Source organism: Synechococcus sp. MIT S9452, from assembly GCF_047304245.1.
Taxonomy (GTDB): Bacteria; Cyanobacteriota; Cyanobacteriia; order PCC-6307; family Cyanobiaceae; genus RCC307.
This window is the reverse complement of the sequence record NZ_CP138956.1, coordinates 2219861-2240212: the sequence shown is the minus strand read 5'-3', so window position 1 is coordinate 2240212 and position 20352 is coordinate 2219861. Positions and strand designations below refer to the sequence as shown.

Below are 20352 nucleotides of genomic sequence, written 5' to 3'. Positions count from 1 at the left end.
CTTACCGGTATTGCCGGGGGCTTGACCCAAGCCCTTGGACCCGTTTGAGGACCTCCCCATAGGCCTCGACAACACCGCCGAGATCCTTACGGAAGCGATCTTTATCCAAGATGCGGTGCTCGGCATCCGCCACACCCACCTCCCAAAGCCGGCAGGTGTCTGGACTGATCTCATCGGCCAGCAACAAACGGCCATCGGCGCTGCGGCCAAACTCCAATTTGAAATCCACCAGCTCCAGCTGCAGCGGCCGCATCAGCGTTTGCAAAGCAGCATTAACGGCCCTGGCCAGTCGCTCCAACTCAACGCGCTCAGCAGCTGAAAGCAATTGCATCAGTTCCAAACGCGCCTCGGTGAGCAGCGGATCCCCCAACGCATCGTCCTTGTAGTAGAGGTCAAGCAGAGCCGGCTGCAGGGGCGTATCGGGCTTGATCGGCAATTGGCGGCAGAGCGAGCCAGCTGCTCGGTTGCGCAGCACCACCTCCACAGGAACGATCTCAACTTCCTGAACAACCATCCAGCCCGGTTCTAGGCAGCCCAGGTAGTGGCTGGAAATGCCCTGGGCTTCCAGAGCTTCAAACAACCGAGCTGAAATTTCCCAATTCAACAGGCCTTTGCCAGCGAGCTGGGCTTTTTTTTGGGCATTAAACGCTGTGGCGTCGTCCTTGTATTGCACCGCCACCACACCAGGGCGATCGGTCTGAAACACCTTCTTGGCTTTGCCCTCGTGAAGCAGACCCTGGATTTGCAATGCCGTCATCGGCTTGGACTGGGCGGCCCAAGATGACCGCCTTGCGACTGAGGCGACCGTAGACGCAGCTCCAACACCTTGAGCCGCTCCACCAACTCAGGATCTGCCGTCCCGCTGGGCAAAACCAACGCCAGCCGGAACCTCAGAGCATCCAGCTCAACAGCATCTTGGCGGCGAGCGAGGGCCAAGCGCTGCAGCGATGCCGCCGAGCGCTCTGATGGCGCCACACGAAACTCTTCCCACGCTTCGGTGAGCTCGATCGCCAAACGCTCCGCGGGACGCAAGATCGCATCCCGTTGCCAGGGACTAGGGACATCAAAGTTCAGCTTGTCCTGCAGCAGTGGCTCCTCGGTTGCGATGGCTTGCAGTTCCTGATGGCGCTGCCAGCGGCGGCGCCGATCCTGTTCGACATGCAGCCGGCGCAAGCTCGCCAGGCCCGCCTCCGATCGTCCAAATCCTGCCAACTGACGCAGTAAGGGCCCCTGGGGATCCAGCGCTTGCTCCAACTGCAACCACTCGGCCCGGCGCGCCACCGCGCCTGCATCCAGCTGGGCATACAAGAGGTCTTGCTCCAGGCGTTGCTCAAGCGCCTCGCGCAGCTGCAACTTGTAAGCCAAATCAACAAAGCGGGAGGGGCCTGCCTCGCGCTCATCAGCACTGAGCTCGAGGCTCTCAAACACCAGCTTGAGCCTTTGGCTCTCCTCCTGATAAGCCTCAGCACTCAAGCTGCTCGGCAGCTCACCAAAGACAGCTGGAGGCAAAAGCCAACTGCCATCACTGGCTTGCGCCAACTGCAAGCGTGCACGGTCCTCCAAGACCTGGGGCAAGCTGTAGCTGCCCGGGAAAGGGTCATAGGCCCAGCGCTGCTCCAGCCGTTGCTGTTTCTCCTCCTGGCGCTGCAAGCGTTGCAACTTGAGATCCTTGGCTTCCGGATCAAGCTCAAGCCAAACGTTGGTTTCAAACCTGGGCTCTTCCAACAACAGGCGCTGACGCCGGTAGAGGGCCTCCAGTTCCCGCAGTGGATTGCCTTCGGCCTGCAACACCGCTTGCTTCGTGATGCGGTCGCGCAGCCAGCTCTTTTCCTGAATGCGAGCGTCTCGCTCCTGCTGCATCAACAAATCCAGCAGCCGCTCCCGGTGCCCCAAACGCCTGGCCAAAGCCACCGCCAAATCCAGCCGTGCCAGTCGATCAGCAGGGCTCTCGGATGGAGATGCATCCAAGCCAACCAACACATCCAACAAGGCCCCACTGCGGCGCTCGAGGGGATCGCGGCGATCAATCAGCTCCTGAGACAACGCAGGGGCAGCCGTTTGATCCGCAATGGCTGCCAACACCGCTGAGCGTTCAGCCATGGCATCAGCCAAGCGGCGAGCGAGACGCAAACGCCGCTGATTGGTCTGCTCAGCACCACTGGGATCAGCAGCGCTGAGCTGATAACGCCGCTGATCATCCAGCAGTGCTTCACTCAAGCCCCACGCTTCCTCAGCAGCAGCCAGATCAATGCTGGCGCCAGCTAGTGCAGCAGCACGATCAGGCTGACCCTCGGCTGCCAACCACACGGCCGCCTGCTGGTTGCGCTGAGCGGTTAACAGCGATGTAGCCGCTGGCGTCTGCAAAAGCTCCATCGCCGCAACGACATCGCCATTGGCCTCGAGCTGCGCAGCTTGGACATCCAAGGCCGAGCGCTGCAAAGGCAGTTCACCAGGAGCTTGAGGCTCCTTCAAGGTGAGCTGTTGGCTGTTGAGCCGCTCGGCTGAACCTTGGGCAAAACGCTTCAGTGCCAGCGCCGCTCGGCGCTGATCCAAACCATCCGATGCAGCGCGCCACTGCAGCAGCAACCAGCGCTGACGCTCGGGCTCTTCATCGGGGCTGATGCGGGCGAGCACTTGCAGGGCCGCATCAGGTGCTTTGCAGCTGATCAACGCCTGGGCATCGGCGAAGACCACCTGAAGGCTGCTGGTGTCTTGATTGAGCTCGAGAAGAGCCGCCCTCAGTTGGCGTAGCCACTGATCCAAACCCAGGTTGATGGCCCGGCGGCAACCCGCCACCAGCTCCTGACGATCACCGGTGTCCAGCACCTGCTCAAACGATTCCGTCGGCAGCGCACCTGTTGGAAGGGGGGATGGAGCCGCGGCCAACAACAAGGCGGAGAGCATTGCCGCGTTAGGAGGGAAGAGCACAACAACGCTGGAGGTGCGGCAAGTATGGCCGTGGAGCGCATTTTGGTCGTGGGCAATGGAGGGCGAGAAAACGCCCTGGCCTGGGCCCTGGCTCGCAGCCCGCAGCAACCGCAGGTGTGGATCAGCCCCGGCAATGGCGCCAGCGCCGCAATCCCGGGCTGCACCGTGCTCAACCATGCCGCCAGTGATGCCGCAGCGTTAGCGAGCTGTTGCCAAACCCTGGGCATCGACTTGGCGGTGATTGGCCCAGAAGCCCCCCTGGCTGCTGGCCTCGCCGATCAACTCAGAAGCGCTGGGATCGCTGTGTTTGGCCCCGGAGCCGATGGCGCCCAACTGGAAGCCAGCAAGGAATGGGCCAAAACCTTGATGCAGCAAGCCGGTGTTCCCACCGCAGGCTTCTGGGTGGCCACCAGCGCTGAGCAGGGCCAAGCCATCGCCCAAGAGCAGGGCCAAGCCTTGGTCGTTAAAGCCGATGGGCTGGCTGCCGGCAAAGGCGTCACGGTGGCCAGCAGCTTGGAAGAAACACTTGCCGCAATTGAGGAGTGCTTTTCCGGCCGCTTTGGCGATGCCGGCCAGCGGGTTGTGCTGGAGGAATGCCTCCAGGGGCCAGAGGTCTCGGTGTTTGCCCTCTGTGATGGTGAGCGGCTGGTGCTGCTGCCACCGGCGCAGGATCACAAACGCATCGGCGAGGGCGACACGGGGCCGAACACCGGTGGCATGGGGGCCTATGCGCCAGCGCCACTACTCGATGAAGCGGGCCTGCAGCAGGTCAAGGCAACCATCCTGGAACCGGTGGTGCAGGCCTTGCGCCAACGGGGCATCAACTACCGCGGGGTGATCTATGCGGGGCTGATGCTGACCAGCACGGGACCGCAGGTGATCGAATTCAACTGCCGCTTTGGTGATCCGGAATGCCAAACGCTGATGCCCCTGCTGCAGGGCGACCTGGCCGAAGTGCTGCTGGCCTGCGCCAACGGACAACTCGATCAAGCACCTGCGCTCACCATCGCGCCCCTCTGCAGCGCCTGTGTGGTGGCCGCTGCGGCTGGTTACCCAGGCACACCAGAACTGGGTGACCCCATCTGTGATGAAGGTCCAGGCCTCGATTGCAGCCAGGAGTCCAGCCAGCTGTTTGCGGCGGGGGTGAAAGCCGGTGCCAATGGCGATCTGCACACCAGCGGGGGCCGGGTGCTGGCGGCCGTGGCCCAAGGCCATGATTTTGATGAGGCCTTTGCCAAGGCCTACGAGCGCCTGGCTCAGGTGACGTTTGCGGGGATGCAACTGCGCCGCGACATCGGCCATCAGGTGCGGCGTCTTTAGGCTGAGGGGAACCAAACGGGTCACCTGAGCAACTCCGCCGCTACTGAAAAGCTGCCGTGGTGGCGCCGGCTGCCGGCCCTCACCAGCGGCTGGTGGGCCGAGTTCAGCCTGCAGACCAAGTTGCTGGCCATCGCCACCTTGGTGGTCAGCATCGTGATGACGGGGCTGACATTTTTTGCCCTCAACGGCATTCAGACCGAAGCCCGCATGGGCGATACTCGCTACGCCCGCGACCTGGGTCTGCTGCTGGCGAGCAACGTGACTCCACTGGCAGCTCAAGGCAATGACCGCGAGCTGGCCCGGGTCACCGAGGAGTTCTGGCGCAGCAGCCGCAGCCTTCGCTACATCTTTTATGCCGACCCCGAGGGAGTCATCTACCTCGGCATCCCGATCAGCAAGGTCGATAGCGGCAACGATCTACTGCTCAGCCGCCGGCTGGAATTGCCCTCCGACCTGCGTCAGCGCCCCCAAAATCCCCTCATCCGCCAGCACCTCACCCCCGATGGGTTGGTGACCGACGTGTTTGTGCCGATGGTCAACGGCAAGGACTACCTCGGCGTGATGGCCCTGGGCGTTAATCCCAACGAAGCGGTTCTGGCCACTGCTGCCCTCACCCGCAACGTGACGGTGGCGGTATTCGTGTCGATCTGGGTGCTGGTGATCCTGGGCGCTGTGTTTAACGCCCTCACCATCACGCGGCCGGTAAAAGAGCTGCTGCGCGGGGTGCGTTCGGTTGCTGATGGCGACTTTGGCGCGCGAATTGCTTTGCCGGTGGGTGGTGAGCTGGGTGAGCTGCTCAATGGCTTCAACACCATGGCCACCCAATTGGAGGCCTACGACGAGGCCAACATCGAGGAGCTCACCGCTGCCCAGGTCAAGCAGCAGTCGCTGATTGCCACCATGGCCGATGGCGCCCTGCTGCTGGATCCCGAGGGGCAGGTGGTGCTGGTAAATCCAACAGCGCGGCGGCTGTTTCGCTGGGAGGGCCGCAAGCTCGAGGGCCAAGAGCTGCTCAGCCTGCTGCCCGACAGCCTCACCATGGAGCTGCAGGAGCCATTTGATGCAGTGCGCAGCCGTGAGCGCGACAGCGCTGAGGTGCGCTGCTCGATCAATGAACCGAGCCGCACGTTGCGCTTGGTGCTGCAAGCGGTGCGTGATGGCAGCGGCGAAACCCTCAAAGGCATTGCTGTCACCGTTCAAGATCTAACGCGGGAGGTGGAGCTCAATGCGGCCCAGAGCCGTTTCATCAGCAACGTCTCCCATGAACTGCGCACGCCGCTGTTCAACATCAAGAGCTACGTGGAAACCCTCCACGACATGGGCGACCAGCTTGATGAGGACATGACCCGTGAGTTCCTTGCCACCGCCAATGCTGAAACCGATCGCCTCACCCGCTTGGTGAACGACGTGCTTGATCTCTCCAGGTTGGAGTCCGATCGGGTTTGGAGCTTTGAACCCACCGAGGTGGAAGCCGCAATGGAGCAAACCCTGCGCACTTACAAACTCAACGCCGATGACAAAGGCGTCAGCCTTGACTTGGCCGTGCCGCCCTCATTGCCGCGCATTCGCGGCAATTACGACCTGCTGCTGCAGGTGTTCGACAACCTGGTGGGCAACGCCGTGAAGTTCAGCACCTCCGGCGACATGGTGCAGCTTCGGGCCTATCTATGGCCAGACACCTGCCCGATCAAAGCCGATGACGCCAGCTCCCCTCTGCCGCGTCTACGGGTGGAGGTGGCCGACAGCGGCACCGGCATCAGCGAAGAGGATTGCCGGCGCGTGTTTGAACGCTTCTACCGCGTTGAAAACGCTGTTCACACCGAAGCGGGAACCGGTCTCGGCCTCTCGATCGTGCGGGGCATCCTGCAGAAGCACGGCAGCGATATTTCGATGGTGAGCGAGCTGGGCATTGGCACCACCTTCTGGTTCGATCTCCCCCTCGAGGGAGCCGATGAGGATGAATTGATCATCAACGCCGAACGCAAAGCGTTGGCGTTGAGCTGATCTAACCAGGATCGCTGTCGACGCCGCGGACGATGCGAGCCAACTCGTTGCGTTCGTCGGTGGTGATGCGGTGGGGCACACCACTGATGATCCGCTCGAAGTTGGCGAAGGAATCTTTGATCTCTGGGCCATTGCCCGTGATCACAAATTCACGGATGGCCTTGTCGTGCCAGGAGCCACGCATCTTGAACACGTTCAGCGCCCGAGACATCTCACCGCGAATCTCCACGTACTGCAGCAGCAGGATCGTGTCGGTGATGGTGGAGATGTGGGAGTCCGTGATCGAGTGGCTCCCCATGAACTCCTCGGATGTGTTCGTGAAGAAGCCGGCGATCTCCTCCTGTTTGGCATAACCCGTCACGCCAATCACAAACTGACGGAAGGCGTTGTGGCTCACGCCCCGGGCCAAAGCCGAGAGGGAATCGATCGCCATGCGTGATGGCTTGAACTGGCTGATCTCGGTCTTGATGATCTGAAGGTGATCCTCAAGTCCAGTGGATTCGGGGTAGGCGCAGATGATCTTGAGCAGTCCATCGGACTCCATCTGCTCGAAGTCGATACCCCAGCTGGTGGCATTGCGCAGCAGCTGCGATCGGGACTCTTCGTAGGCAAACAGGATGGCCCGCTCTTTGTTGCGGCAAGCGTCCTCCAGGAACTTGCTCACCAACAGCGTCTTGCCGGTGCCCGTCGCGCCCGTGGCCAGGATGATCGAATCCTTGAAGAAACCACCGCCGCACATCTCATCGAGCCGCGGCACACCCGAGCTGAGCCGCACATTCGAGGAACTCTGGGTCAGTTGCATCGCTCCCAGCGGGAAGATGCTGATGCCATGCAGGCCCATGGTGAAGGGGAATTCCCCCTTCATGTGCGTGGTGCCGCGCAGCTTGAGAATCTCGCAGGTGCGGCGGCGGCGTTCACCCTCCAGCACGTTGCGCAGAATCACCACGTTGTCGGAGACAAACTCCTCAACGCCATAGCGAGCGATCGGGCCGTATTCGTCGATGCGTTCGGTCGTCATCACCGTGGTGACGCCGATCTCCTTGAGCCGAGCAATCAGACGGAAGATCTCCCGCCGCACCACGGACACCGCGTCGTACTGCTGAAAGACAGCGGTGATCGAATCAATGGCGACCCGCTTGGCTTTGTACTTACGAATGGCGTAATCGATGCGCTCAATCAGGCCTGAGAGATCGAAATTACCGGCAACATCCTGGCCTTCAGGATCAGGGGATGCATCAAGAATGAAGAGCTTGTCGTTCTCCACCATCGACTGCAGATCCCAGCCAAAGCTGGCCGCGTTGCGGAGGATATCGAGGGGCGATTCCTCAAACGTGACAAAAATCCCAGGCTCATCAAAGTGCTGGATTCCGTTGTAGAGGAAATGCAGCGAAAAGACGGTTTTGCCCGTACCGGAGGTTCCGCTGATCAGGGTGGAGCGCCCAATCGGCAGGCCGCCCTTGCAAACGTCGTCAAAGCCCTCGATGCCGGTTGGCAACTTCTGGACCTGCGACAGACGCATCTCGGGGGACGGATCAGGCATCGATGGAGAGGTCATAGCCCCAGGCTATTCAGAAAAATCGTCAAGGACCTGAGCATTGGAATCATCACTGAGTTCCTCATACAAAAGATCCAGACCAATCAGCACCCGCTCACGGTCAGATAGGTCGCCAATGATGCGCCGTACCGGGGGCGGTAGGATCTTGGCCAGGGTTGGTGTGGCCAGGATTTTGTCTTCCTCAGCCAGCTGTGGTTGCTTGAGCACATCAATCACCTTGAGCGCATAGACGCCAAGGAATTCGGTCTCAAGGATGTTCCGCAGGGTCTTCAGCGCACGCATGGAATTGGGCGTGTTGCCCGCCACGTACAGCTTGAGGATGTAGGTCTTGCGAGGGCTCATGAGGGGGACTCCTCCTGCTGGGCAAGGGCCGTGCCAGCTGATGCGCGAACACCGGTGCCAGCGCTCTCTGGAGGGATCGAGCGCCGATACATCTCACACAAGTGAGCCATCACATCCAGCAGGGCGAGGCGGTAGTCCTGTAGGAAATCGCTCTTGTGTCCCTCCAGGGCCAGCTGCTTCGACCAACCATCGATCAACTTCATATGGATCTCCACCGCACGAGTAATAGCCAAATCACAGAAGAAGGCCGTATTCACGAAGCTTTCAATGGCTTGGTTCGCCGCCGGTGGGTCGCGGAAATAGCTCAGCAGCACGTCGCGATAGCTGCGCTCGAGCGACGCCAACAGTTCACTGCGCTCATCAGTTGGAAGGTTGCGCAGGAACAGGCGGGGATCACGCTTGTAGAAGACCCCTAAAAAGCCAATGCGCTCTTCCAGCCGTTGGGAGAGCCGCCACTGATCACTGCCCTGGGGCAACTCAGTCGGTGAGGGGCTTCGGCCTTTGGCCTGGCTGCGCTCGAGAAAGCGCAACACCGCAGCATCCAGGTTGTACGGCAGCTGCTCGAGCTGATCAGCCTGCAAATGCACCTCGGCGTCGTGGTAATCCACCTCGCCGGTGACATCACCAAGCACCACAGCCGGCAGCAACATGCCCTGGGTTCTGAGCTGATCCAGGCCATGGCGATCGAGGGCGCCCTGCTCGATCAGTACCCCATCAAGATCCTCCCAACGTGCTTGCAGCGCATCAAATAAAGACTCTGGATTGAGCGGGATCACCTCCAGCCGAAAACGGTCCGCCTCACGCAACCACTGACGGCAAGACTTCAAGAGCAACTCATTGCGAACCAGGGCGCCGATTACGAGTTCCGTCACCGCCATCGTTGAGCGCTGGAACAGCCGCGGATTGCCTCAACAGTCTTGACGGAAGGAAAAGCAACAAGGCAGGATCATTGTTTGTCTTTCGATTGGTGGTGCGCCAGGCCCAAAGACCCCTGCGGTCTGCCTGCCCACGCCAACTGACGCCATGAGCGAAACCCCCAGCAAGGCCAAGGCCAGCAAGCCCGCAGAGAGCAAGGCCAAAGCCTCTGACTCCAGCAGCGGCGCCGATCAGTACGCCATCGTTGAAGCGTCCGGCCAGCAGTTCTGGCTGCAGCCCAACCGTTATTACGACTTCGATCGCCTCGACGGAGAAGTCGGCGACAAGGTCAGCTTGAAAGAGGTGCTGCTGGTCAGCGGCAAAGCAGGCGCCAGCTTGGGCCAGCCCTACGTCAAAGACGCCGTGGTCAACCTCAAGGTTCTGGCCCATCGCCGCGGCCCTAAGGTGATCGTGTACAAGATGCAGAAAAAGAAAAAGACGCGCCGCAAGAACGGTCACCGTCAGGAATTGACCCGCGTCATGGTCGAATCCATCACGGTTGGCGGTAAGCCGCTGAGCTGATTCCAAACCCCGATTGTCTGCACGTCCACTCCGCTAACTCTCCACCTCATGGCTCATAAGAAAGGCACAGGCTCAACCCGTAACGGCCGCGATTCGAATGCCAAGCGCCTGGGCGTCAAGCGCTACGGCGGTGAAAAAGTGACCGCTGGATCCATCTTGATCCGCCAGCGCGGCACCTCAGTGCTCCCCGGCGTGAACGTTGGTCAGGGCAAAGATGACACCCTGTTTGCCCTGGTGGATGGTGTGGTCAACTTTGAAACCATTCGCCGCGCCACCCGCGAGCGCAAGCGCGTGTGCGTCACTCCCCTCTGAGGCGAGAACGGCGTAACTGCCCAATCACAATCCAGATGCCCAGCAGCGTGACGCCGGTCAAGGCGAGGTTCACAGTGCTGGGTTCTGTTGTGATCTCATGCAGCTCCAGCGGCAGCGAGGAGAGCAGCACAGCCAGCAACAGCCATTCGCCCCACCGCTTCCCCAGCCAGGTGGCAATGGCGGCAACAGCAATCAACACCCCATAGACGCTGGTGACCAGTGCGGTCATCAGCAAGGTCATTTGGCCTTCTTGCAGGCCGCGTCCCACCACAGCGGCCAGCAGAGCGTGGTCGTTATCGGTGCACTCCTGCAGCAACTCCGGCAGTTGGTCGAAGCGGTAGCTGCCCACTAACGAGAGCACAGCCACGGCGAGCAGCAGCGCAGCCACCACAAGCTTCTTGATGATGATCAGCCGAAGCAGCATCAGCGCAGGGTGTAGGTGCGAGCCGTGATCAGGTGCGGGTGAAAGCGCTCCAAGAACAGATCTTGCAGTGTGCTGAAGAAGGCCTTAACCATCTCCGGATCATCGAAATGGAAGGGATATTCGCCTTGAAATCCTTTGAAGAAATACCAATTCAGCAGGGCCACCCCGGTTGAGGGGGTGAGGCGCTCAGCAAAGCAACGCAGTTGCGCCGCTGGATCAGCCAGATGCTCCAGCACATCCAGACACACCAAGCTGTCAAAGCGCTGGGGTAACTCCGCTGCATTCAAATCCCGCAAGCAGCTGAGTTTGTGGCCCAAGCCCAGCTGCTGGGCGCGGTGCTCCACAAAAGCGCGGTTGTGGCCGTTGAGATCCACCATCCAGACATGCTCCACCTGGGGCAGTTGCGCCGCGGCCAAGGCATGGGTGCCAATGCCACCACCGAAATCCAGGTGCAGTCCATGGGCCATCTCGCCCTGGACCCGCAAGGTGTCACCGATGTAATCGCGGCTGCTCAAGTGCCAAGCCGCCAATTCATAGAGGTGGCCGTCGCCTACCTCATCCTCATAAAACTGCTCAGCCTGTTCCGGAGCCAAGGCGCCGGGATGGGCTGCTGCCAGGGCTTCGGTGCTCTTGGGCAGGCGCTCATCGAGTTGCTCAGCACTGAGCTGCAGAAAGCTGGCCAACTGCTGCCGCAAAGCAAAGCCATCGCGGCCAAACGCCGCAACCACTTCAGCCTGCGCAGATGTCATGGACGTTGCCGCTCGTGAACCTTCAACTTTGGCAAATGGCAGCATCACCGGTGTGAGTGCCCTGCCCGCTGTGACCGGCCCCCTGTGCGGCTTTTTGGTGATCGACAAGCCGGCCGGCTGCACCTCCCACGATTGCGTCTCCAAGGCCAGGCGAGCCCTGGGCACCCGCAAGGTGGGCCATGGCGGCACCCTCGATCCAGCGGTCACCGGCGTGTTGCCCTTGGCCGTGGGGCCTGCAACCCGGCTGCTGCCCTACCTCGATGGCGGCAAGGAATACCTCGGCACCATCCAACTGGGTCTGCGCACCAACAGCGACGACCTCAGCGGGGAAGTGCTGGAGCAACAGAGCTGGCCCAGCTTGAGCCCAGCGGAGCTGGACGGGCAGCTGCAGTCCTTCCGGGGCCTAATTCAACAACGGCCGCCAGCGGTGAGTGCGGTGCATGTCGATGGCGAACGGGCCCACACCCGGGCCCGCCGCGGAGAACAGTTGCTGCTGGCCAGCCGGCCGGTGACGATCGAGCAACTCGATCTGCTGCGCTGGGATCCCAGCACGGGCCAGCTGGACATCAAGCTGCGCTGCTCGGCGGGCACCTATGTGCGCTCACTGGCGCGAGACCTGGGCGCTCAACTGGGCTGCGGCGGCGCCTTAGCCCAGCTGCGGCGAACCGCTGCCTTGGGCTTCACGCTGGAGGCCAGCCTGCCGCTGGAGGTCCTGGGCCCAGAGACCGCGCTCAGCGATCCGCTAACAGCCCTGACGCACCTGCCCCAGCAACGGCTCAGTGAGGAGCAGTGGTTGGCCTGGACCCGCGGCCAGCGCTTGCCACTGATGGATCTAGGGCAGCCCGAGGAGAGCGCTTTGGTAATGCTGCGGCCCGATGGCAGCCTGGCAGGCATGGCCCGCACCCGAAACGATGGGTTGCTGCAGCCGAAACTGGTGTTCGACGCCGCCGGATGATCACTCAGCCCATGGCCCTTGGATCCAGGCTGCTGCTGGCGGTTGTGGTGCTGCTGAGCGGCTGTCAGCTGGAAAGCTTCGGTGAGCGGCAGGCGCGGCAACGGGCGGACTATCTCGGCGAAGCCGCCAGCAGCAAAAAGCCCTTGGTTTGGACCAGCAGCAGCTCTGCAGATGCTGATGGGGCCATGGCCAGCTTGCTAGCAGCGCACCTCTATGGCGGCCAAGCCCGCATCAGCGGGGAGCCCACAACCCAAACAAAGGCGATCTTGCAACGCTGCGAGCAAAGCGCTCCCCAACCAACAACCGGGCTGAACGGCAGCGCCATTGGCCTGGTGGGCGCCCATCATGGCAACGGCGTGGATGCCGCGATTGCCGCCAACCAGGTGGTGGCGATCATTGATCACCGCGTCCCAAGGACCAGCAGCCTCAAGCTGCCGCAACAACGCCGCATCGACATACGCCCTTGGGGGGCCACGACAACGATCCTTGAGCAGCAGGCCCAACGCTTGGGCGTGGTGCTGCCCAAACCCTTGGCTTGCGCGGCCCTCGGGGCAATCGTGAGCCAAACCCAGGGATTGCAGTCCGCCAGCACCACACCCCAGGACCGCCAAAGCACCGCGCGGCTAGCCCGCCGCACCGGGATCCAGCAGGCTCAACTGCTCACCAGCTTTGATCTGCAGGAGCGCTGAATTGCCATGGCCGGCCACAGCAAATGGTCACAAATCAAGCGCACCAAAGCCGTTGTGGATGCCAAGCGAGGAGCGGTGTTCACCCGGCTAGGGCGCGAGATCAGCGTGGCGGCAAGAGCTGGGGGCGATCCCGATGGCAACTTCCAGCTGCGCACCGCCATCAGCAAAGCCAAAGCAGCAGGCGTTCCAGCGGCCAATATCGAGCGCGCCATCGCCAAAGGCTGCGGAGCCGGCGGCGATGGCAGCCAAGCCTTTGAGGAAATTCGCTACGAGGGCTATGGCCCTGGCGGGGTGGCCGTGTTGGTGGAGGTGCTCAGCGACAACCGCAACCGCACAGCGGCAGAACTGCGGCTGGCCTTCAGCAAAAACGGCGGCAACCTCGGCGAGAGCGGCTGTGTTGGCTTTCTTTTCACTCACCGCAGCGAGGTGTCGCTGAGCGCCGGCAGCGCAGAAGGCATCGATGAAAACTCGCTGCTAGACGACCTGCTGGAGCTAGAGGCCGATGGCTATGAGCTCACGGCAGAAGGCGCCCTGGTGCATGGGCCCTTCACCGAACTGGAAACCCTGCAAGAGGGCCTGCGCCAACGGGGCTGGAACGTGCAGGAGTGGGGCCACCAGTGGCATCCACTCAACAGCATCGACCTGCAGCAGAGCGAGCAAGCGCGCCAATGCCTGCAGCTGCTGGAAGCCCTTGAGGCCCTCGATGATGTGCGCAGCGTCAGCTGCAACTTGGGGGAGTTCCCCGAGCTGGAGAGTGAGGGCTCCTAGGGGTTAAGCAAACCGCGGCAGAAGCGATCGGCCGCCTCCACCGCCTGCTGCCAGTTGTGCGCTTCGCTCACTCCTGAGCTCTTGCGGGGCTTGAAGCTGTGGTCCCCATCGGCAAGCCACTGCAGGCTGATCGCTGCTGAAAGCTCGTAGCTCTCCACCTCACTCCGGTGGCCAAAACCATCGCGCTCGCCTTGAAGAATCAAGGTGGGCGTTGTGAGCTCGCGCAGATGCTCGGTGCGCAGCTGCTCAGGTTTGCCCAAGGGGTGAAAGGGGTAGCCCAGACAGATCCCGCCCAACACCTGCAGCTCATCGAGCAGCAGGCTCGCCACCCGGCCGCCCATCGACTTGCCCCCAATGATCACTGGGCCCTGGGCAGCCTCCAGTGCCACCTGCTGGCGGAAGACCTCTTGCAATTTCGGTAGGCGATCCGGCGCTGCTTTGCGGCCGCTCAACCGCTGCCGGGCCATGTAGGCAAATTCAAAGCGCACCACCCTCCAACCCTGAGCCGCCAAACCAGAGGCCATGGCTGCCATGAAGGGGCTATCCATCGGCGCGCCGGCGCCATGGGCCAGCAGCACGGTGGCGGGAGCCGTATCCGGGCCATCAACCAGCCGGGGGGGTTCGAAATCAGCCATGGCCTGAACGTAATCTCACCACATCCCTTGCCGGCCCCCATGCGCACCACGCCAATCAAACTGGCCCCTGGCGATGACCTGCGCATGCGCCTTGAGCAGTTGGCGCGCGAGGAGCAGGCCTCCGGTTTTGTGCTGGGTGTGGTGGGCAACCTGTCGAGGGCCGCTTTTCAATGCCCCGGGCCACCGGAACCCACTGTGATGGAAGGGGATCTGGAAATCATCACCCTCAACGGCACGCTGAGCCCCAACGGGGTGCACCTGCACCTGAGCCTCTCCGATGGGGCCTGCCACGTGTGGGGTGGGCACCTGGAACCCGGCACCTTGGTGCTCAAGGGAGCCGACGTGTTGGTGGGATGGAGTGAGAGCACCAGCCCGGCAGCCGCAGCGGCTGTTGTTGCCCCCAGCCAACCAGCGCGGGTGGAAGTGGCCGTGCTGCCGAGCTGCCCCTGGTCGCGCCGCGCTGTGCGGCTGCTGCGCACCCTGCAGATCCCCCATGAGGTGGTCAGCGTGGAAGACGACGACACCGCTAAGGGCTTCATGGAGCGCAGCGGCATGCGCAGCTTTCCGCAGGTGTTCGTCGATGGCGAAGCCATTGGCGGCTACGACTCCCTCAGCGAGTGGCATAGCGAGGGGCGTTTGGCCTCCCTGCGCTGAACTCAAGCCGGCAGGCCGTAGCCGCCACCACCGGGGGTCAACACCTCCAGAACCTCACCAGCGGCCAGCTCCAGCTGCGCGCAACCGCCGAGCTCCTCCAAGCTGCCATCGATACGCCAGTGGCGATTGAGCCCTGCAGCAGCTGCTGCGCCTCCCGCCAAGCCAAAGGGGGCAACCCGCCGTGAGCCACTAAGCAGCGACACCGTCATCGGCTCAAGGAACCGCAGACGCCGCTCCAGGCCGCGGCCACCGGGCCACTGGCCCGCCCCACCGCTGTGGGGCCGCAGCGCAAATCGCTCCAGGCGCACGGGAAAACGCTCTTCGAGCACCTCGGGGTCGGTGAGCCGGGAGTTAGTCATATGGCTTTGGATGCCATCGGCCCCAGCAAAGCCTGCGCCAGCTCCAGTGCCGCCGGCAATCGTTTCGTAATACTGGCGGCTGGAATCGCCAAAGCTGAGGTTGTTCATCGTGCCTTGTGCTGCTGCCATCACGCCCATGGCTCCAAACAGCAGATTGCACAGGGCCTGAGAGGTTTCCACATTGCCGGCCACCACTGCAGCCGGTGGCTCGGGATTGAGCACGCACCCCTTGGGAACCAACAAATCCAAGGGCTCAAAACAGCCGGCATTGAGCGGAATTGGCTCCGGCACCAAGGCGCGAAAGGCGTAGAGCACCGCCGCCTTGGTGACCGCCAACGGCGCATGGAAGTTATGGCTGCCCTGAGCGGAGGTGCCGCTGAAATCAAGCCTGGCGCGGCCTGCTGAGCGGTCCACGCTGATGGCCAGCTGCAAGCGCGCGCCGTTGTCGAGCTCCACTTGGAACTCACGATCCTCCAGGGTGTGCAGCACGCGCCGCACCGCAGCCGCCGCATTGCTTTGCACAAAGCCCATGTAGCGCTGCACCAGCTCCACCCCACTGGTGGCCATCAAGGCTTCCAGCTGCTGCAGGCCCAGCTGATTGGCCGCCACCTGGGCTTGCAGATCGGCCAGCAGCAGCTCAGGGGAGCGGGGCGGTTGCGGCTCTTGGGCCAGCCGCTGCTGCCAAGCCTCAAGCTGCAACCGGCCCTCGCGCACCAACGGCCACTGCCTTAAACGCAGCCCCTCATCGGCAATCGTTTGACTGAAGGGCGGCATGGAACCGGGAGTCGTGCCACCCACATCCACGTGATGACCGCGGCAGGCCACAAACGCCACCGGCTCCGCCTCACCAGCAAAAACCGGCGTGATGGCGGTGATATCGGGCAGATGGGTACCGCCATGGAACGGGTCATTGCTGAGCAGGGTTTCACCGCTCTGCAGGGCTGGACGTGCGCCGGCCTGCACCTGGCTGAGCAGATCCGCCACCACCTCCCCCATCGAACCGAGATGCACCGGGATGTGGGGCGCATTGGCCACCAAGGCGCCATGGCGATCAAACAGGGCGCAGGAGAAATCAAGCCGCTCGCGGATGTTCACCGAACGGCTGGTGAGCCGTAGGCGCTCCCCCATGCGCTCGGCAATGGCCATGAAGCGGTGGTGAAACAGGCCCAGCTCCACCGGATCAGCACAGGCTGGATCAACCGCTTGCGGCTTGGGCGCCGCAGCGATGGCCTGCTGTTCCAGCAGCAGATTGCCAAGGCCATCGACCGCGGCCATCCAGCCCGGCTCCAGCACCGTGCAACCGGTGGCTTCCGGGATCAGTGCTGGCCCCACCAGGCTCTGGCCGGGTTGCAGGCTGGCGCGAGGCACCACCGGCACAGGCTGCCAACCCACTCCGGGAATGTGCATCGGCGCGGTGGCTGGCGCTGGGGGCTCTGCCTGCAGCGCTGCTGCCGCCCAGCTGGTTGTGGCTTGGCTTGGCTTTGGCAACGGCCAATCGGCTTCAAGGCGTTCCACCACCAACCGCGTTCCAGCAGCAGGGCGATAGCCAAAGCGCTGCTGATGGGCCTCCGCGAAGGCCTGCTCCAGCTCAGCAGGGCCAGCGCCCGTTGGCCAGGGCAGCAGCAAGCCCTGCTCATGGGCTTGCTCACGCAATTCCAAACGCAGCTGGGGGCCGTCAGCCGCCTGCTGCTGAACCAGCCAGTGCCGCAAGTGCTGCAGCAGCTCAAGACTGAGCGGTTCACGCACAGCGCGCTGCTGCCAGCGGCGCTCTTGGGCCTGGCCAACGCCCCAAGCCGAGAGCACCCCAGCGAGGGGATGCAGCAGCACCCGCCCCAGCCCGAGGGATTCAGCCAAGCGGCAGGCCAGCTGACCGCCAGCACCGCCATAGGCCACCAGCACCCCACCACGAATGTCGTGGCCGCAGAACAGCGACACCTGCTCAATCGCCGCGGCCATGGTCTCAACGGCCAGATCCAGTGCGCCGTGGGCTATGGCCTCAACGCTTTGGCCCAGCGGTGCGGCCAGCTCGGCAAAGCGCTGCTGCACCACCGCCAGATCAGGCGGCTGATCACCCTGGGGGCCAAACACCGCTGGGAACTGGGCCACCTGCAAGCGCCCCAACAGCAGATGGGCATCGGTGAGGCAGAGCGGCCCGCCCCGCCGGTAACAAGCAGGTCCTGGATCAGCGCCGGCGGAGCGCGGCCCCACCTGCAGGCGCTGCTCCTCGGCGCTAAGGATCGAGCCGCCACCAGCGGCAACGGTGTGAATCGGCAGCCGTGGGGCGAGCAGCGTCAGCCCAGCAATCTCGGTCTGGGGACTGCGCTCCAAGGCCTCAAGGCCCACACCGGCTGGAATGCAAAACACATCGGTTGAGGTGCCGCCCATGTCGAACCCCACCAGGGCCCCAGCGGCCACCCCGGCCTGTTGCGCAGCCGCCGCCGCACCCACCATCCCGCCAGCGGGGCCCGACAGGATCGTGTCTTTGGCCAGCAGGGCCGAAGGGTCCAGCAGCGCTCCGCTAGATCCCATCACCCGCAGCGCGGTGGCCTCCCCCAAATCGCCGCGCACCTGGGCCAGATAGGTGTGCAAAACGCGAGACACCGCCGCTTCCACCAAGGCCGTCTGACCGCGGGGCACCAGCCGCGGCAGGGGGCACACCTGATGGGAGCAGACCACCGTTTCAAAGCCCAGCTTGAGGGCCAAGCGCTGCACAGCCAGCTCGTGATCGGGGTTGCGGTAAGCGTGCATCAACGCGATCGCGCAGCTGCGCAGCCCGGCGGCTCGCCACTGCTCCAGCTGCTGGCGCAGGCGGCCATCAAGCCGCAAGGGGGCAATCTCCTGGCCCCGCGCGTCCAGCCGGCCAGCCACCTCCACCACCGCGCGCTCAAGAGCGGGTGGTCGCTGGATCTGCAAGGCAAACAACTCGGGCCGGTGCTGATCACCGATGCGCAACACATCGCCTAAGCCCTCGTTGGTGATCAACAGCACCCCATCGCCGGCCTGCTCCAGCAGGGCATTGGTGGCCACGGTGGTGCCGAGGCGAAGTTCCTCGATGCAGCCTGCGGGAATCGCCGCACCAGGCGGCAGATTCAATAGCCCGCGAATGGCCCTCACCGCTGGATCACCGGCCTGCTCCGGCTGCACCGAGAGCACCTTGCACACCTGCAGGCGCCCCTGGGGGTCACGCCCCACCACATCGGTGAAGGTGCCGCCGCGATCCAGCCAAAACTGCCAGGCCATCAGCCCATGGCGGCCCGGTCCACCCAAAGCCACACGCGCCCGTGCTGCCGCAGCCAACTGGCCGGCAACTGCGCACTGGGGCCTTCGTTGAGCAGCTTCTGCAGGATTGCGGCCTTGCCGCTGCCGGTGACCACCAGATGGATCTCTGTGGCCTCAAGGATTTCCTTGAGGCCAAGGGTGATGGCGGTCTGGGGCACCTGCTGCGGGTCGCCGCCAAAGAGGCCTGCGTTCTGCGCCCGCGTGGCCGCCGAGAGCTGAACCACCCGGCAACCCATCTCAGCGCCGCAGGGGGGCTCGTTGAACCCCACATGGCCATTGCTGCCCAATCCCAGCAACTGCACCCCCACACCACCCGCAGCGGCCAGGCGCTGCTGGTAGGCCTCTGCCGCAACTTGAGGGTCAGCAGCAGCCGCTTGAGGCAAACAGAGCTGCTCAGGGCCTAGGCCAAGGTGCTGCCCCAAATGCTTCTGCATGTAGGAGAAGTAGCCGGAAGGATCGCCAGCCTCTAGGCCGACATAGTCGTCGAGATTGAAACTGAGCCAGTGGCGGCGCAAGTGCTGCAGCTGCGGCTGGGGCCAGCGCTGCAAACGCGCCACCAAGGCTGCGTAGAGCGGTTCCATCGTGCGGCCGGTTGCCAGGCCCAAAGGCCGCGGATTGGGCTCAGAGAGACGCTGCTGCAAGCACTGCTCCAGGTGATGGCTGCAGGCCTGCATCAACGCCGCGGGTTCATCGCGCTGCACCAGCTGGAAAGGGAATGCCGTCACGGCTGCGGGGGTGGTTGGGGCCAGGCGCTGGGTGCCTGATAAAGATCCAGCTTGGCTCCGGGGTAGTAATGCCTCAAGATCGCGGCGTAGCCCTTGCCCTGCAGGCTGAGGCCATAGGCGCCCCACTGGCTCATGCCAACGCCATGGCCAAAGCCGCGGCCCTTGGCGATGAGTTTGGGTTGGGGCCCAAGCGAGGGGTTGAGCCAATCCTCGGAGTCTTCGAACGGATCACTGATGGGCTCTGGAGGGTCAAAGCGCACGTAGGTGCTTTTCAGCTTGAGGCGGCGGCGCAACTCCCGTGCCGGCAGCTCGATTTCTCCGCCGGGCCCACGCACCACAACACGCTTGAGCCGTCCGGTGCTGGTGCGCTGAACAGCCTCAATCTGCTCTGCGCCGCCGGTTTCGCTGAAGGCCTCCAGCAGCTGCTCAGCATCCAAGGGCTTGCTCCAGCGATAGACCGGGCTGATCTGATCAAAATCCGGCACGCTCTTGAGATAGGGCAATTGGTTGCGCCAGATCTCACCGCTGTTTTCAGTTCGCCCGCCGCTGCTGCTGTGGAACACCGCTTCAATCAACCGGCTTCCATGGGTGAGCACCTGGGCCCGGGTGCTGGCCACAGCACTGCGGGTGCTGGGGGTCTCGGATTCCAAGCCGAGATACACCTGGCTGCGCTGGGTGGAATCCAGGTCGTAATCAGCCCCAGGGCGCAGTTGCCGCAGGGCATAGGTGCGTGCCGCGACCGACTGCACGCGCAGGGCTTCAGCCGGCCATTGGTGGGGCATCTCAGCTCCCACCACGCTGGGGAGATAGCTCTCCACACCCAGGCGATTGATGGCCTGCAAACGCCCCTCATTGAGTTGCACCAGCAGCGCACCGCGGTAACGCCGTTGCTGCAGCCAGAAGCTGCCGTTGGGCTGCTCAGGCAGCAGCCATAACCGCTGGGGCTCCCCTTCAACTCCGGCAATGCGGCCGCGTGAGGCGCGCAGTGTTAGGCCCTCATCACGCTGCCCCAACAACCTGCCGCGGCCATCGCGCAGGGTGAGGCTGCTGCCGGCAACGGGCACCACCCGCAAGGCCGCTGCACGGGCCAACAACACCCGCACCTGGGGTTCCTGGGCGGAGCGGGCCGCTGCAGGCCAGAGCAAGAGAAGCAGCCCCATGAGGCTGCCAAAGGTCCAACGCAGGGTCATTGAGCTTTGCCGTGGCACCATCAAAGC

The 20352-nt window shown here is 63.3% G+C and carries 19 protein-coding genes; 8 read left to right on the top strand and 11 right to left on the bottom strand.

From position 1 onward, the window contains the following. Position 1: 1 nt before the first annotated feature. Both purC and SIB46_RS11975 read right to left on the bottom strand, forming a co-directional pair. Positions 2-757 carry a phosphoribosylaminoimidazolesuccinocarboxamide synthase gene (gene purC, locus SIB46_RS11980; RefSeq protein WP_413296346.1) on the bottom strand — a complete coding sequence of 252 codons (756 nt, stop codon included), beginning with the start codon at positions 755-757 and terminating at the stop codon, positions 2-4. Beyond that, entirely contained in the window at positions 754-2904 is a 2151-nt protein-coding gene (locus SIB46_RS11975) for a hypothetical protein (RefSeq protein WP_413296345.1), read from the bottom strand. The genes purC and SIB46_RS11975 overlap by 4 nt, the downstream gene beginning before the upstream one ends. A 48-nt stretch (positions 2905-2952) precedes the next feature. Between SIB46_RS11975 and purD the strand changes: the two genes are divergently transcribed. Continuing rightward, positions 2953-4248, top strand: coding sequence for a phosphoribosylamine--glycine ligase (gene purD, locus SIB46_RS11970; protein ID WP_413296344.1), 1296 nt, complete (start codon positions 2953-2955; stop codon positions 4246-4248). A gap of 51 nt (positions 4249-4299) precedes the next feature. Further along, positions 4300-6252 carry an ATP-binding protein gene (locus tag SIB46_RS11965; RefSeq protein WP_413297788.1) on the top strand — a complete coding sequence of 651 codons (1953 nt, stop codon included), beginning with the start codon at positions 4300-4302 and terminating at the stop codon, positions 6250-6252. Between the two features lies 1 nt (position 6253). Here SIB46_RS11965 and kaiC read toward each other — a convergent pair whose 3' ends face one another. From kaiC to SIB46_RS11950, 3 genes are read right to left on the bottom strand one after another with little or no spacing between them, the layout of a single operon-like run. Then, positions 6254-7792 (bottom strand): circadian clock protein KaiC, encoded by a 1539-nt coding sequence (gene kaiC, locus SIB46_RS11960; RefSeq protein WP_413296343.1) that lies wholly within the window; start codon positions 7790-7792, stop codon positions 6254-6256. Between the two features lie 24 nt (positions 7793-7816). Continuing rightward, positions 7817-8149 carry a circadian clock protein KaiB gene (gene kaiB / locus SIB46_RS11955; protein ID WP_011936241.1) on the bottom strand — a complete coding sequence of 111 codons (333 nt, stop codon included), beginning with the start codon at positions 8147-8149 and terminating at the stop codon, positions 7817-7819. Next, positions 8146-9027 (bottom strand): circadian clock protein KaiA, encoded by an 882-nt coding sequence (locus tag SIB46_RS11950; RefSeq protein WP_413296342.1) that lies wholly within the window; start codon positions 9025-9027, stop codon positions 8146-8148. Before SIB46_RS11950 ends, kaiB begins: the two co-directional genes overlap by 4 nt. 145 nt (positions 9028-9172) lie before the next feature. Here SIB46_RS11950 and rplU point away from each other — a divergent pair, with 145 nt between their 5' ends. Together rplU and rpmA are read left to right on the top strand one after the other, a co-directional pair. After that, entirely contained in the window at positions 9173-9586 is a 414-nt protein-coding gene (rplU, locus tag SIB46_RS11945; protein ID WP_413296341.1) for a 50S ribosomal protein L21, read from the top strand. A 48-nt stretch (positions 9587-9634) separates the two neighbouring features. Further along, positions 9635-9898, top strand: coding sequence for a 50S ribosomal protein L27 (rpmA, locus tag SIB46_RS11940; protein ID WP_011936244.1), 264 nt, complete (start codon positions 9635-9637; stop codon positions 9896-9898). Here rpmA and SIB46_RS11935 read toward each other — a convergent pair. Then, a complete protein-coding gene (locus tag SIB46_RS11935) occupies positions 9885-10322 on the bottom strand; it encodes a DUF2127 domain-containing protein (RefSeq protein WP_413296340.1) in 438 nt (145 codons plus the stop codon). The two genes, rpmA and SIB46_RS11935, sit on opposite strands and share 14 nt — an antisense overlap. Then, on the bottom strand, positions 10322-11071 hold the full coding sequence (locus SIB46_RS11930; RefSeq protein ID WP_413296339.1) for a class I SAM-dependent methyltransferase: 750 nt from the start codon (positions 11069-11071) through the stop codon (positions 10322-10324). Before SIB46_RS11930 ends, SIB46_RS11935 begins: the two co-directional genes overlap by 1 nt. Here SIB46_RS11930 and truB point away from each other — a divergent pair. The 3 genes from truB to SIB46_RS11915 are packed head-to-tail and all read left to right on the top strand — an operon-like array spanning position 11070 to position 13483. Then, positions 11070-12026 carry a tRNA pseudouridine(55) synthase TruB gene (gene truB, locus SIB46_RS11925; protein WP_413296338.1) on the top strand — a complete coding sequence of 319 codons (957 nt, stop codon included), beginning with the start codon at positions 11070-11072 and terminating at the stop codon, positions 12024-12026. The genes SIB46_RS11930 and truB overlap by 2 nt on opposite strands. A gap of 11 nt (positions 12027-12037) precedes the next feature. Beyond that, a complete protein-coding gene (locus tag SIB46_RS11920) occupies positions 12038-12715 on the top strand; it encodes a hypothetical protein (RefSeq protein WP_413296337.1) in 678 nt (225 codons plus the stop codon). A 6-nt stretch (positions 12716-12721) separates the two neighbouring features. Further along, a complete protein-coding gene (locus SIB46_RS11915; RefSeq protein ID WP_413296336.1) occupies positions 12722-13483 on the top strand; it encodes a YebC/PmpR family DNA-binding transcriptional regulator in 762 nt (253 codons plus the stop codon). Here SIB46_RS11915 and SIB46_RS11910 read toward each other — a convergent pair. Further along, positions 13480-14118 carry an alpha/beta family hydrolase gene (locus SIB46_RS11910; RefSeq protein ID WP_413296335.1) on the bottom strand — a complete coding sequence of 213 codons (639 nt, stop codon included), beginning with the start codon at positions 14116-14118 and terminating at the stop codon, positions 13480-13482. The genes SIB46_RS11915 and SIB46_RS11910 overlap by 4 nt on opposite strands. 39 nt (positions 14119-14157) lie before the next feature. Here SIB46_RS11910 and SIB46_RS11905 point away from each other — a divergent pair, with 39 nt between their 5' ends. Beyond that, entirely contained in the window at positions 14158-14772 is a 615-nt protein-coding gene (locus SIB46_RS11905; protein WP_413296334.1) for a PCC domain-containing protein, read from the top strand. A gap of 2 nt (positions 14773-14774) precedes the next feature. Here SIB46_RS11905 and SIB46_RS11900 read toward each other — a convergent pair whose 3' ends face one another. The 3 genes from SIB46_RS11900 to SIB46_RS11890 are packed head-to-tail and all read right to left on the bottom strand — an operon-like array spanning position 14775 to position 20295. Then, positions 14775-18371, bottom strand: coding sequence for a hydantoinase B/oxoprolinase family protein (locus SIB46_RS11900; protein WP_413296333.1), 3597 nt, complete (start codon positions 18369-18371; stop codon positions 14775-14777). After that, complete coding sequence (locus SIB46_RS11895; protein ID WP_413296332.1) at positions 18371-19135, bottom strand: glucosamine-6-phosphate deaminase; 765 nt, start codon at positions 19133-19135, stop codon at positions 18371-18373. The genes SIB46_RS11900 and SIB46_RS11895 overlap by 1 nt, the downstream gene beginning before the upstream one ends. Further along, entirely contained in the window at positions 19132-20295 is a 1164-nt protein-coding gene (locus tag SIB46_RS11890; RefSeq protein ID WP_413296331.1) for a SpoIID/LytB domain-containing protein, read from the bottom strand. Before SIB46_RS11890 ends, SIB46_RS11895 begins: the two co-directional genes overlap by 4 nt. Between the last annotated feature and the right edge of the window lie 57 nt (positions 20296-20352).